The following is a 14,671-nucleotide window of genomic DNA, read 5'->3' on the forward strand; positions in this document are numbered from 1 at the left end:
GACTATGCTTCCTCGCTTTCATCAATAATTGCTGGTACCTTGATATATCCATCTTGGTGCTGAGGAACATTTCTCATCAGTTCTTCACGTGACGTACCGCTAACCGCAATGTCTTCACGCATTACACTTGTTGAGTCAGTTATGTGCGTTGTTACGGGAATTCCATCAGTATCTACTTCACTGAGTTGCTGAACCATTCCGATAATATCATCCATCTGTCCTGTAAACTTTTGCAATTCTTCGTCTGTAAAAGCTAACTTTGCTAAACCTGCGACATGCTTTACTTCGCCTGCACTAATTGCCATTCAAACTCCCTCTTTTCCTATTTCATCAGTAATCATTTTAGCATAACTAACCAACTATATGCGCATCAGAATCACGTTTTTTAATAGCTTCCAAAAACATGTGTATAGAAGCTGCTTTCATCTGCTTTACGCGCAAGGAAACTTTGAACCGTACCATCCGTTCCTTTGACCGTTATATCAATTGGAATCCCACTTGGTAAATAGGTCTTTGCAGCCTGAGCCAGGTATTGCGTGAAACTCGTAATTTCAGTTAAGCTGTAGAATTGTGTCGTAATATTAACATTCATTCCTTGAAGCGTTTTATTCTTATATTCTGCTTGAGCCGTCACCCCTGCAAGATTAGGAAAGAAATTCTGAACTTGCTTCTTAAAGCTTTCAAAAGATGTCTCATCATTATCATTAGGTACTGAAGAAACTGAAGTCTCAGGGAAGACATAACTCTTATAATTGAGGTTCGTCCAATCATTAATTGTTGAACCGCTTTTTACATAGGTATACTGGTAGAACGAACCACCGACAAGACTATCATTTGTTGCTTGTTGGAACATTGCAATGATAATCGGCGTATTTTCAGACACTCCGCTTGTTTTACGCAGTCGTTCTAGTACTTTCGCAGCTGCCTGTTTTCCTTCAGCAATCATTTTTTCCTTCGAAATACTTGTAGTATAGGTCGCCCCATACTCTTCCTTTTGGTAATAGTCTTTTGTATTCATCCCAATACCAATAGTAATTCCAGCAAGTTTCAGCTTCCCATCAACTTCTTTCATGTAATCCTGTTCTTCAATCTGTTGGATATAAATTGGGTTACGCTTATTAGCATCAGTTTGTCCATTATCTACTGGATTTAAGCCTGTCGAATTACTCTTTGACTTTCTTCCAAGCCAATCTTTAACCGTTGTTGAAGACAGTAACTGACCTTCACGAAAGATATAATCACTTGTTGAATACTTAGTCTTGGATATCTGTGTCAATCCTGATTCAAAACTCTTTAAATTCAACAAGTTATCAGAATTTTGCGAGATTCCCACACCACGTGCCTTACTTGTTAAATACTTACCATTTTCAATAACACCTTGGTACTCACTATCTGCAGCCTTCCCTGTCACTTGGTAACCAGATGAAGATGATGAACTCTTCGCAGCATTCTTTACGGTAGACGTTGCCGAACTTAACTTTGCACATCCTGTAAGTAGCATAATGCTTAATGCAGCGCCCAATATGACTCCTATTTTTTTCACTTTGCAACCTCCATTTGCTCAATAAACTGTTGCTCACTCATTATTTCAATTCCGAGCTTCTCCGCCTTTGTCAATTTGCTGCCAGCGTCATGACCAGCAATTACAATGTCAGTTTTTTTTGACACACTGCCGAGAACATCGGCACCATTTGCCTCCAGCCACTCTTTTGCCTCAGCACGTTTCAATTGGTCTAGTGTCCCTGTCAAAACAATTTTCTTTCCGTTGAAATAATTATCTGCATTAACACTAGCACCTATATCAGGCCCTAAATATTCCAAATTCACACCGGCATCTGCCAACTCTGTAACCAATTTCTTAACTTCTGTATTATCAAAATAAGTAACAATACTCGTTGCGATTACCTGTCCTAATGAATCTAATTGTGCAATTTCTTCCGTTCCCGCAGCGACAAGTCCAGTCAAGGACTTAAAGTGTGCCATCAGAAGCTTCGCAACTTTTGCACCAACATGTCGAATACCTAATCCAAAAAGAAGTCGCTCTACAGAATTATGCCGACTATTATCAATAGCTGTCAACAGATTGCTAGCAGACTTATCCTTAAAATTATCTAATTTAAGCAAATCTTCAAAAGTTAGGTGATATAAATCTGCAACATCGTTAATTAATTGCTTCGCAAACAGCTGCTCAACAACTTTGGGGCCTAATCCTGTGATATCCATTGCGTTCCGCGATGCAAAATGCACTAAACTTTCCTTGACTAGAGCTGGACACTTTGGATTAATACAGCGCAGCGCAACCTCCTCATCGAGATGTACTAGTTCTGCATTACATACTGGACACTTCGTTGGAATCTCGACAATTTTGGAATCCGCCGGACGTTTAGCCAGTACTACTTCTGAGACCTCGGGAATAATATCTCCAGCTTTGTGTAACTTAACCGTATCTAACAGTCGAATATCCTTTTCCTTCAGATAATCAGGATTATGCAACGAAGCCCTCGAAACGGTTGTTCCCGCAAGCTGTACTGCATCCATCACCGCAGTTGGCGTGACGGTTCCTGTTCTTCCAACCGTCCATTCGATTCTCCGTACAACTGTCTCTTGTTCATCTGGTGGAAATTTATATGCAATAGCCCAGCGTGGTACCTTGACCGTATTTCCAACAATTGCATGTGTTACCAAATTATCTGCTTTCAATACAATTCCATCGATCTCATATGGCAGATCCGTTCTTTTTGCTTGATATTCATCAATATATTTAAAAATTTCTTTCATGCTTTTTGACTGTCTTGACTCCAAATTGACCTTAAAACCCCATTCATGTAGTTGTTTAAGCACATCCGTTTGAGTTTTTAAGCCAAATTTTCCAGGATCCATTAGGTAGTAAATAAAGGTACTGAGCTGCCTTGAAGCTGTGATTTTTGTATCTAGCTGCCGTAGACTTCCCGCTGCAGCATTCCTTGGATTTGCAAAAACTGCCAATCCTTGCTCTTCTCTTTTTTTATTAAGTTTTGCAAAGGCCTTTTTCGGCATATAACATTCGCCACGAACTTCTAGAGTGATTGGTTCTTTCAATCTTAGTGGAATTGCCTTGACAGTCTTCAAATTCTCCGTAATATCTTCGCCAATTATTCCATTACCTCGAGTCGAACCTTGTACAAAAACTCCATCTTTATAAATAAGTGAAATTGCTAAGCCATCGATTTTAAGTTCACAACTGTAATTAACCTTTTCAGCAAGTACCCTACTCAGACGCTGATCGAACTGTTCCAACTCATTCTTTGAAAAAACATCTCCCAAAGAAAGCATCGGAATCTCATGTTCCTTTTTTTCGAATCCGCTTAGAATTTGCCCGCCTACTCGCTGTGTAGGAGAATCTTCTAGAATAAGTTCTGGATATGACTTCTCCAATTCAATAAGTTCTCGATACGCCTTATCATAAACATAGTCTTCCACAGTTGGCTGATCTTCTACATAATAGCGGTATGCCCAGTCATTTAATTGTTTAACTAATTCAGAGATTCGTTCCTGTGCCTGTTTCCTTGTAACAGCTACCATCTTCTGACCTCCTCATGATTAGACTATTTTTTCTTAATTGGTGCAAAGGACGCCAGTAGACGCTTAATTCCCATTCCTGCAAACGCAATATCCAATTCCATATCTTCTCCGCTTCCTGCAAGTTTAACGACTGTTCCTTCACCCCAAGCCTTATGTAAGACCTTGTCGCCAACACTCCAGCCTACCTTCTCGGCACCTGTACCTTTACTTTCTTCGACTGTTCCAGCTGGCATCTTGTAACGTGTCTTTGCTTGCCCGAAAGGATAATCTTTTCTAGAATCATTGCGTCTAATACTTGTATTAGCAACTTGCTGATTTTCAGCCTGCAGTAATTCAGGATCAATTTCTTCAATAAATCTTGATGCTGGATTATTTTGACGTCTCCCATACAGCATTCTTGAAAATGCATTTGTTAGAAATAGTTCACTTTCTGCTCGTGTAATTCCAACGTAGGCTAGTCGTCGTTCTTCTTCAAGTTCATTTTCATCCATCATGGAACGAGACAATGGAAAGATTCCCTCTTCCATTCCCATCATGAAAACGATTGGGAATTCCAATCCTTTTGCTGCATGAAGTGTCATTAAAGTAACCTCATCTGTTTCTTCAACTAAACTGTCTTGATCAGAAACCAGTGCAAGATCCGCTAGAAAATCTACAAATGAGTCGCTATTTTCATCTTCAGGCTCCCATGAATCATCAAACTGCTTAGTAACCGATAAGAATTCTTCCAAGTTCTCTAAACGGCTTTGATTTTCTAGTGTCTTAGAATCCTCTAGGACTTTCTTATAGCCACTCTTGTCCAGAATTCTTTCCGTCATTTCCGTAACATTCAATTTATCCCGCAATTCATGCAAGTCTTTAATTAAATCAGCAAAATTTGCTAACGCATTGCTTGCCTTACCAGAGATATTCGCCAAAACAGCATTACTTGCCGCATCTAAAAGGCTCATTCCCATATTCTGTGCAAAATCATTTAAGCGTTCTATGCTTGTGCTACCAATACCACGTTTTGGCTCATTAACGATTCGTTCAAAACTCAATGAATCCTGTGGATTGGTTACAAGTTGCATATATGCCAGCACATCACGTATCTCTTTACGGTCATAAAATTTATGTGCTCCAACAATCTTGTAAGGAATATTAGCCTTTATAAACGTTTCTTCAATTGTTCGTGACTGCGCATTTGTGCGATACAAAATTGCAAAGTCATTGTAATGGCATCCATTCTCGCGCATCATCTTTTGAATATTGCGTACAACATAGAAGGCTTCATCATTCGCATTTTGTCCACGATAATACCTGATCTTTGTTCCTTCATTATTTTGTGTCCACAATTCTTTTGCTTTGCGATTCGTATTATTCTTAATCACTGAATTCGCAGCCTGCAGAATTATCTTAGTTGAGCGGTAATTTTGTTCCAGCTTAACTAGTGTTGTATCTGGATAGTCCTGTTCAAAATTCATGATGTTTTCCACGTTAGCTCCACGCCAACCATAGATGCTCTGGTCTGCATCACCAACAACACATAAATTACGATTCTTCTTTGCCAATAAACTTACAAGTTCGTATTGGGCTTGATTAGTATCCTGATACTCATCAACATGAATGTATTGGAACTTGCGTTGATAGAATTCGAGTACATCTGGTACTTCTTTGAACAAACGATGTGTCAGCATAATCAGATCATCAAAGTCAACAGCTTGATTATTCTCTAATTGTTTTTGGTACTCTGGGTAAACATCCGCCACTACTTGTTCGAATGGCCCTTGGATATTCATACGATAATCTGCAGGTGTCTTCAAATCATTCTTTGCATTCGAGATCTCACTTAATATTGCTCTTGGATCAAATTTCTTAATATCAATATTCAAATCAGCTAAAATATGTTTGATAAGGGTCCGTTGTTCACTGGTTCCCGTGATCGTAAAGGCACGGTTATACCCAATTTTATCAATATCTCGCCGTAAGATTCTTACACAGAGTGCATGAAATGTTGAAACCCACACATCATTTGCTCCCTCTTCCAGTAAATTCCCGATACGTTCGCGCATTTCTGCTGCAGCTTTATTTGTAAAAGTAATTGCCAGTACATTCCAAGGATTGACTTGTTTCTCTTCAATCAGATAAGCTACACGATGTGTCAAAACACGTGTCTTCCCACTCCCAGCTCCTGCAATAATCAATAGTGGGCCTTCAGTACATAAGACCGCTTCTTGCTGCTTATCATTCATTCCTTTTAGTAGTCTTTCTACTGTCACTTTTTCCAATCCTCTCTTGAATCCAATCATATTTTATTATACCAAAAAAAACATTACGCTTCTTAAAAAAAGACAAAAGAATCAGACTTTACCATTGTTAATAGAATAGTCCCTACATGCTAAATAAAAACTCAGATATATTTTGACTTACCTTCTCTATTCATTTCAACTAAACATGTTCCATAAATTAAAAGATTTTGTCTTCTAATCTAGAATTACCAATAGCACAAATGCTTGTCATTTTCATAATTTCGCACTAGTACTCAGATTTTACCAACTTATGTCTTGCTTTCTTTTTTAAAATAAAATACTACAGCAGGAAAATTAAAAACATTTTCCGCTGCAGTATTTTGTTTAATTTGTGACTAAAAGCAATAAAGCGCAATAAATTAGGAAACAAATCAAAAGTACACACTATACTCCTGCTTCTACTGAATCTCCTCATCAGTTATTTTCTTCGAGGCATCACTCTCAGCACTTTTGTCACCCCAAATGTTCGTTGCTTCAATCTGTTGGACAGCCTCTGTTGTTGTCCCTGCGAGAACCAATAAATACCCAGGATTAACCATTCGCTTAGTCTGTGGATAGCGATAAAAACGATAAAACCAATTGTCCTTTAAGACCCACTGTGTTCGCAATGGTTCAAGGTCTTCATCTTTAATCGCAACCATCACTGTTGGTTGAACAAATCTTACTTGTGGAATCGGCATCTGTGCAAGAGCTCGCAGATGTACCTCAAACATAGAAATATTGGTTGCTTTCTCAAAAACAAAACCAGCCTTATGAAGTGCTGGTACTACCCTTTTCACGTAAAGTGATCCACTATTGGTCAGGAAAAACGCAATTTCCAATACGCCAACATAGTCAAGTTGTGTAGCTATTTCAGTTGCGATTCTATGCACCTCAGACTGAACATCCGCCTCAAGCTGACTCTTAGTAATCGACTGGAACAAATGATGGTCCCGATATACGTTCTCAACGATTGGGAAAAAATTGAGTTTTCCATCAAACTCCTTACCAATTATTACTGAAAGTTCCTTTTCATATGGAATCCATGCCTCAAGAACATAAGTACCCAGATCAATAATATCAGCACATTTTGCAATATCTGACTGTTTATTGATAACCTGCTGCCTTTTTCTTCCAAAACCCTTTTGAATTGGCTTTAAGACACACGGGTAACCAATGGAACCAATTGCTTGATAGATATCATCCAAACTCACTATAGTTGCGTAAGGTGCAATATTGACATTCATTTGTTCCAAAAATGCACGCTCTAACAAGCGATCCTGTGTGATCTCCAGCGCTTCACTGCCTTGTGGAACTTGCGTATACTGTTTAACTAATTCGACAGCATCTGAAGGTACCTTGTCTGATTCGTAAGTTACAAGATCACACCGCTCAGCAAAGTCTTGCAACTTGCTCTTACTATGTAATGAACCGACAACTCCTAGGTCAGCTTCCTGAACCGTTGGTGCGGCTTCATCACTATTGTAAGCAATAACTTTAAAACCCATCTTTTTTGCTGCTTCCGCAAGCATAATTCCATTGGAACTTTCACCTATGATTCCAATTGTATCTCCTGGAAACAAAAATTTTTTTTCCATTCTCTCACTACTTTCCATATGGATAATCACCCTAGACGTTTTAAAAACGTTCCTGTAACTCTCTCATTGATATTTTACCATATTTATGGCGGGATAAAATTTAATAGTTTATAAATATATGAGTACATCAGAAAATGATTAACTTTTGAGTATTAACATAAATTACGCTCATAATCCGTGTTAGGTTACAAATAATTTAACCATCGTCTAAATAAAAACAGGTTAGGAGTGTGACATAAGTTGGTAAAGCTTAAATACTGTTGCGAATCTTGACTTATGGAGCACGGTTATCTGGAATAAATAATAAAGGAGCCAGGTTAAAATTTAACTTTTGACCCAGCCCCGTCCCTTTATCTATCACCTGCAAATTGTTTTACAAGTCAAAATTCACTCACTTTTTATTCCAGCTACTCAACTAAACCGTCTTTTCCTTTGAAAACGATGTTTAGCAGGACTGATGTTATGCTTGCAACAACAATTCCATTTCCTAAAAATAACTGTGCTGTTTTTGGTAGAAATTGGAAAATACCTGGATATACAGAAACTCCAAGACCCATTCCGACAGCTAAAGCAACAATTAAAATATTACGTTCATCGGAAAAATCAACTTTAAAGAGCATGCGCATACCTTGCACACTGATCATTGCGAACATTACTAGCATTGCTCCACCTAAAACGGGAGTTGGAATAATTGTTGCAACCGCTCCAATTTTGGGCAAAAGCCCCATCAACATTAAGACTGCTGCTGACCAGTAGATTGGACGTTTTGTCTTGATGCCAGAAAGTTGCAGTAAACCTACATTTTGTGAAAAGGTTGTATAAGGAAAAGTATTAAAAACTCCTCCAAGAATTACAGCTAATCCCTCTGCACGATAACCTCTTTTCAAATCATCCGCCTTAATCTGCTTGTCTAAAATACTTCCTAAAGCAAAAAATACACCTGTCGATTCAACCATTGAAACTAAAGCGATAATTATCATTGTTAACGATGATGACCACTCGAATTGAGGTGCACCAAAATAGAACGGTTGTGGAATATGAAACCACGCTGCCTCTGTTATTGGAGAAGTTGAAACAAGTCCCATAAATGATGCTGCAATTGTTCCTGCCACGAGACCAATCAAAACTCCAATTGAACTGATAAACCCTTTTCCCCAAACCTGTATCAATAGTGTAACAACGATGGTAATCAAACCTAGTAGGAGGTTTTGTAAATTACCAAACGTTTTAGCTGTTGCATCCCCACCACCAATATTTTGAACAGCAATTGGAATCAATGTCAGACCGATAACTGTAATCAATGATCCTGTTACTACTGGAGGAAAGAACTTTTTGATCTTAGCAAATTGCCCACTAATCAAAAACACGAAGACTCCGGCTACAATAATTGCCCCGTACATTGTTCCAATCGAAAATTGTTTACCAATCATCTTAAGCGGTTCAACTGCCTGAATAGCACAGCCTAAGACTACAGGTAAGCCAATCCCAAAATAACGATTCTTTAATAATTGCAATAGTGTTGCTAACCCGCACATAAATATATCAATCGAAACTAAATAAGTCATTTGTGTACTATTAAAATTCAGGGCAGTCCCAATTAGCAATGGTACTGCTACCGCACCGGAATACATTGCCAGTAGATGTTGAATCCCCAAAATAGCAGCTTTCCCATGCGAGACTTCCTTGAGTTCTTCGTTATTCATTGTTTTCATCTCCTACAAAATGAACTTGATTGCCAGCAAAAGATGAGATGCGAGCAAGTGATTCAAGGCGTACACCTTGTTCTTTAATTAGTTTTGCCCCATCTTGGAAAGATTTCTCGATTGCGATCCCTACCCCAACTAATTCAGCTTGTGCTTCATTGCAAATATCTATCAATCCCTGAACCGCCTGCCCATTGGCCAAGAAGTCATCAATAATTAAAACATGATCGTCCTTGCTTAAAAACTTTTGATCCACAGAAACCGTATTTTTTACTTTCTTCGTATACGAATAAACTTCTGCCGTGTATAATTTCGAATTCATGGTGCTGCTTTTTTGCTTGCGTGCAAATAAAACAGGCACATGCAAAATTAGACCAGTCATTATTGCAGGGGCAATTCCTGACGCTTCAATCGTCACTATCTTAGTGATTTTCTCACCTTGATACAATCTCACAAATTCCTCTCCCAATTTATACATTAGATCAGGATCAATTTGATGATTTAAAAATTGATTAACTTTCAGTACATTATCTGGTAAAACTAGCCCATCTTCACGAATACGATCCTCTAATAACTTCACTTTTGTCTCTCCTTTACAAAATAAAAAGGACTTCTTCTACAGTCAAAAACAGTAAAAGAAGCCACTTAAACAATAGCTTTTTTACTTATAGTCTAAGATTCTCGGTCCTAGGTAGAAACTCGCCAACCATATTATGACATTATATAAGTAATATACTATTGAAGATTACCATATGAAAACCCATTTTTCAACACTATTCATTCGTGTTTGTCTCAGATAAGGTATCATATTTATTCAATTTGTAAGTTTGGATCAAACTAATCAATTTTGTTGCATAGTTGGGATCAGTTGCATAACCCTTCGTTTGAAGTGCCTGGGCCGCTTCCTTATAGTTACCGGCATCCAAAACAGTCTGATAGTGTTGGCTATCCCACGCAGTTCCTTGCACAAACAATCTCGTATGAGCTTCAATTGACTCTGTCCAACTAGTATAAACTGCAAAATCAGCAGTTACAGTAATCCACTGACCGTTGACATATTCTTTTGTCGTCAGAGCCTTTGCATTAGCTGCACTGCTCTTTACTCCAAACAAATTATGATATTGCGCGGCTAATTGGCTTTGCCCCCAATCAGACTCCAGTGCGGCTTGGGCTAAGGTTATACTTGTTAATATCCTGTATTGCTTTTGTTGCTCTTGTGCAATGGGGAGTATCGCAGTAATAAATTTACGTTTTGCTGCATCACTTATTTGGCTAGTTTGTGCATGTTGATTATTTTGCTCAACTCTGCCGGCCCATCCAAGAACCTGTACACTTAGAATGCCAAGAATCAATAATGCCACGGCAACGTTTAAAATTTGAATATGGCCTTGAGCATAAAAGATGCTAATTTTTTTTTAGATTTTGACTTTCTCCTTACAGCAGGCTTCCGCTTACTGACTCGTGTTCTTGTACTTTTTTTTCTAGGCACAAAGACTCAACCTTTCATTTTTGAACAATCTCATTCGTGAAAGTTCCATCGCTTGATCAATGGAACACTAATTAAAGGAGCAACTATCCCAGCAAGTATTGCTTCAGGAATCCCATTTGTTCCCACAACAGTCAATAAGTATGGTAACAGAGCTTTAGTATCAATATGGTACAAGATTTGCGACTTTCCTTGATAAAACAGATAAATTTGTCCTAATACTAAGAGAGTGTTGCAGCAGGCTCCCAAAATTGCTGCAATGGGTAAAACTCTATATGGCTTTTTATATCTTTTAAGCGCTATCGCAAATAGTCCACCTGCAACAACACCTATCATGATCCGCGGTAAAATAGCAATTAGCGGATTAATAAAGACAATTGTAGCCAATGGGCTAGTTGGCCAAACAAATGCCCTAATAAAAGTTATCACACCCCATACTCCCCCAATAATTGCTCCATCGACTGGACCAAGTAAAAAAGCTGCAACAATGACTGTAATGTGGATCAAAGTCAAATCTAACGGTCCAATCGGCAAGTAGCCTAGAAATGGAACTAAATTTTGGACAATGATAATCGCTGTAAAAAAAGACAGAAAGACGAGCCTTCTCATTTTTTGATTGTTACTCAAATGCTCCAACTCCACTCGTATTAATATAGGGTCGATTATAGCACAGTAAAACTTTGTTTTGCTTATAAAAAAATAATAACTTATCTAAATATAGCTAAGTAAATGAACTTATAATACTAGTTGATGTATTTGAATACTATCACGAAATTACGAGTATAACACTTACTTTTTCATGAGTCATTCGTAGTTTGGGGAAGATTTTCAACTTAGACAATAGTTTTATAGGGAAAAAAGCAGCTGGAGCAAAGTTTAAGCTTTGCTCCAGCTGCCTGTTTTTATTTATATTTATGATTTATGCTTTGAAAAAAATATATTTGTTCGGATTAACCTAAAACCTAAACCATTATTTATATTTTAAACAAACTGAATAACAGCCATTAAGATTGGCACAACTACGATGAATAATACCGTACTGATTGTGACAACATTTGTTGCATACTTGACGTCCCCATGGGCCTCATTCGCTAAAATAGGCAGCACAGCAAGCATTGGTGTAGCTGATTGAACAGTCAATGTTTGACTCATTAAGGTTGGTATACCTAAACCAAATGATGCACCTATCTTGATCAATAGGATTAGCACAACTGGAGATAAAACAAAACGACCTAACAAAGCCAAAATAGTATCTCGATCAAGTTTCATATTACTCAAGCCGGCATCAGCAAGAACAATACCAATATAAATTAATGATAATGGTGTTACAAGCGAACCAACATATGTCAAAGTCTGTTCAGCAAATGATGGAACTGGGATACCGGTAAGCATCCAAGCAACAGCAACTATAAAACCAACAAGTGGCATTGGTAAAAGTTTTTTCCAATTTAACTTTTGCGATTTTTTCTTGCTCTTATCTACGGTCGGATCATCATTAGAAATCAAAAATACACCAAATGCCCAAGTAGAAACTGTGTTAATAATATAATAGATTAAAAAATAAGTTGTTGCTTTTTGACCAAAAAGTGCATTGTTCAGTGGCATTCCAATAAAGATCGTATTAGCATTGACAACGGCATTCATAAAAATACCACGGCGACCTGCTGGGATTTTTAACACTTTAACCGTTATCCACGCAATTATATAACCAATTATTACGGCTATCGCAGGAAAAATTAAACCCGCTGATAATCCAAATAATTTACTCCGTGTTAAATTATTCATTACAGCTATGAAGATTGAAGCCGGTAGAGCAATTTTAGTAATCAAAGAAGAAATATTCTTCCCAAATGTATCTGAAAACCACCCTGTTCTTCTCAGAATGTATCCTAAAGCCATTATTAAAACAATTACTGTTACACTAGAAACTGAAGTTAAAAATACTGCCATTTCTTATTACCCCCATAAATTATTAATAATAAACTATATCAAATATTCATCCATATAAATTCGTTATCATCATAGAATAATTTGATCATCTCCGCAAAAGAGAAGTTGTTTATTTGAAAAATAAATTAACATACTCATTATTTTCACCTCTAAAAGCATTGCTAAACATATTCGATATGTTAAACTTGTGTTAATTTATAGTCAAAGATGCATCATACTATCAAATGTTTTTATATGAAGAATATTTAGCTATTTTTATGAGGAGGAATTATTATGAATATTAAGGAGTTTCATTATTTCCACGAGTTGGTCAAATACAAAAACTTCTCTCAGGTTGCCTCTTTTTTTAATGTAAGTCAGCCTACGATCACTATGGCCATCAAACGTTTAGAAACAGAACTTGAAGTTAAGCTATTTGTCCGCGACCGCTCTCACAAACAATTGGTCGTAACTCCAAGTGGGGAACAGCTTGATCGCCATGTCACTCAGATATTGAATGAACTGGACGTTATGAAAAAGGAACTTTCTAGAATTTCAAGTGAAAAAATACTCTTCGGTTTACCACCTATCATTGGAACTTATTATTTCCCGCATGTGGCACCAGAATTACTACGTGCCGGCTTAATTGACAAACTCGATATTTTTGAATCTGGATCAAATGAAATGCTTACCTATATACTTGATGGAACACTTGATTTGGCGTTGATCGGTTCGATTACACCAATTGTTGATGCCAAGCTTGATGCTAAAATCTTCGATCGTACACACTTTAAGATTGCGGTCAGCGAAAATCATCCTTTAGCAAAACGAAATAGTGTTGACTTCAAAGAATTGGCAAGAGAAAAGTTCATTATATTGGATGACCGCTTTATCCATTCGATTGCTTTCAGCAAGATGTGCCACGCCAATCAATTTCGACCGCAAATTATTCATCGTTCAAATGATGTTCACATCTTAAAAGCGATGATTAAGGAAAATATGGGAATAAGTTTCTTAACTGAACTAGCCTTACCTCCAGAACCCGGTATCAAAGTCCTGGATATTGCTGACGATAATCAACCAGAATTCCTTCTTTCGATTGTGTATCGCCATTCACATGTGCTCACCAAACTTCAACAGCGTCTGATAGAGATACTTCCACAGAAAATTAATTTATAAGAAAAAAAGAGCCCTGACAAAACTGTCAGGACCCTTTTTTATCTATCTAAAATTCATCTAAGCTTTCATCAGAGACAATCTCAATAGTTTGACGTAGAACCCTCTTGAAGATTGCTAAATCCTTTGGTGCAACTTCATCTTCCAAACGGTTTTCTAGTCTTTGCCAGAACTCATTATCTGACTCAAGCATCTTGAGATACTTCTCTGTAACCATCAAATGAGTAACGCGTCGGTCTGTATCATCCAAGCGTTTCTCAATTAAATCAAGTCGCATTAATTTTTTAATATGATAGTTAGTATTAGGCGTTGATTGATCAAGCAATTTGGAAATCATACCAATGGTAGGTTCCTTCAATTGATAAATTGCTTCAAGGTAATAAACATCGATTGCACCCAATTTCTCAAAATCAGGATCATTTTGACGATGTTCATGTAACCGTAACACTTGCATTAAATTAGTTAAAGATTTTTGTAAAGTTATCACTTTTCTTCCTCCGCTTTTTGCTAAATTTATTTATATTCAACTTAGACTTACTTAATATACTAGAATTAATTCCTACTGTCAAGTCAGTATGTTCAAAATCACAACTTAATATAAATTCTTGCCTACAATTATATTCCTTATATTAAAAAAAACCAATTATCTGCTTTGTAATTTAATATTCATTGCAATATATTAAACTTTCAGAGCTATACCATTCTTCTTTTAACTGGCTAATGCATAGGAACGTCAACCTCTACTTCTATATTGTACTACTAAGAGTCTAAAAAATGAACTAATATTAACTAATATATATTATTAAAATTGTTTGAAAAAATAAATTTTTTCTTATAACTCATAATTTTTTTATAAGTATGCTTTTGAACAAACCCTTTAATAATACTGACTAAACATAACAAAAAAGCATGTGATTATAGTATAACTTGCTACAAACAGTAATGAACATT

12 protein-coding genes and 1 riboswitch are annotated in these 14,671 nt (G+C 37.0%); of the genes, 1 reads left to right on the forward strand and 11 read right to left on the reverse strand.

Going from position 1 to position 14,671, the window contains the following annotated elements; genetic code table 11:
- Positions 1-2: 2 nt before the first annotated feature.
- The 10 genes from gatC to GSM_RS10655 all read right to left on the reverse strand — a co-directional run bounded on the left by gatC (position 3) and on the right by GSM_RS10655 (position 12,565).
- Complete coding sequence (gatC, locus tag GSM_RS10610) at positions 3-305, reverse strand: Asp-tRNA(Asn)/Glu-tRNA(Gln) amidotransferase subunit GatC (RefSeq protein ID WP_003688515.1); 303 nt, start codon at positions 303-305, stop codon at positions 3-5.
- Between the two features lie 80 nt (positions 306-385).
- Positions 386-1,543, reverse strand: a complete 1,158-nt coding sequence (locus GSM_RS10615) for a CamS family sex pheromone protein (protein ID WP_003688517.1) — start codon at positions 1,541-1,543, stop codon at positions 386-388.
- Positions 1,540-3,561, reverse strand: coding sequence for an NAD-dependent DNA ligase LigA (ligA, locus tag GSM_RS10620; protein WP_003688518.1), 2,022 nt, complete (start codon positions 3,559-3,561; stop codon positions 1,540-1,542). The genes GSM_RS10615 and ligA overlap by 4 nt, the downstream gene beginning before the upstream one ends.
- A 23-nt stretch (positions 3,562-3,584) precedes the next feature.
- Positions 3,585-5,819, reverse strand: a complete 2,235-nt coding sequence (pcrA, locus tag GSM_RS10625) for a DNA helicase PcrA (RefSeq protein ID WP_003688520.1) — start codon at positions 5,817-5,819, stop codon at positions 3,585-3,587.
- A 428-nt stretch (positions 5,820-6,247) separates the two neighbouring features.
- The gene (locus GSM_RS10630; RefSeq protein ID WP_050901472.1) at positions 6,248-7,426 is read right to left on the reverse strand and encodes a 5-(carboxyamino)imidazole ribonucleotide synthase; all 1,179 of its coding nucleotides are present in this window, start codon (positions 7,424-7,426) and stop codon (positions 6,248-6,250) included.
- Between the two features lie 407 nt (positions 7,427-7,833).
- The gene (locus GSM_RS10635; protein WP_003688524.1) at positions 7,834-9,129 is read right to left on the reverse strand and encodes a nucleobase:cation symporter-2 family protein; all 1,296 of its coding nucleotides are present in this window, start codon (positions 9,127-9,129) and stop codon (positions 7,834-7,836) included.
- Complete coding sequence (locus tag GSM_RS10640; RefSeq protein ID WP_003688527.1) at positions 9,122-9,709, reverse strand: xanthine phosphoribosyltransferase; 588 nt, start codon at positions 9,707-9,709, stop codon at positions 9,122-9,124. Before GSM_RS10640 ends, GSM_RS10635 begins: the two co-directional genes overlap by 8 nt.
- 68 nt (positions 9,710-9,777) lie before the next feature.
- Positions 9,778-9,876, reverse strand: a riboswitch (purine riboswitch).
- Between the two features lie 26 nt (positions 9,877-9,902).
- The gene (locus tag GSM_RS10645) at positions 9,903-10,490 is read right to left on the reverse strand and encodes a glycoside hydrolase family 73 protein (protein ID WP_235720375.1); all 588 of its coding nucleotides are present in this window, start codon (positions 10,488-10,490) and stop codon (positions 9,903-9,905) included.
- 158 nt (positions 10,491-10,648) lie between these two features.
- Positions 10,649-11,224: an ECF transporter S component gene (locus GSM_RS10650; RefSeq protein ID WP_076621443.1), complete on the reverse strand. Its 576-nt coding sequence runs from the start codon at positions 11,222-11,224 to the stop codon at positions 10,649-10,651.
- A gap of 372 nt (positions 11,225-11,596) precedes the next feature.
- Positions 11,597-12,565, reverse strand: a complete 969-nt coding sequence (locus GSM_RS10655) for an AEC family transporter (RefSeq protein ID WP_003688539.1) — start codon at positions 12,563-12,565, stop codon at positions 11,597-11,599.
- Between the two features lie 273 nt (positions 12,566-12,838).
- Between GSM_RS10655 and GSM_RS10660 the strand changes: the two genes are divergently transcribed.
- Positions 12,839-13,723, forward strand: a complete 885-nt coding sequence (locus GSM_RS10660; protein WP_003688542.1) for a LysR family transcriptional regulator — start codon at positions 12,839-12,841, stop codon at positions 13,721-13,723.
- A gap of 46 nt (positions 13,724-13,769) precedes the next feature.
- On the opposite strand, the gene GSM_RS10665 is transcribed toward GSM_RS10660, so the two are convergent.
- Entirely contained in the window at positions 13,770-14,207 is a 438-nt protein-coding gene (locus tag GSM_RS10665) for a MarR family winged helix-turn-helix transcriptional regulator (protein ID WP_003688544.1), read from the reverse strand.
- Positions 14,208-14,671 lie beyond the last annotated feature (464 nt).

The sequence above is a fragment of the Liquorilactobacillus mali KCTC 3596 = DSM 20444 genome (assembly GCF_000260415.1).
GTDB lineage: Bacteria > Bacillota > Bacilli > Lactobacillales > Lactobacillaceae > Liquorilactobacillus > Liquorilactobacillus mali.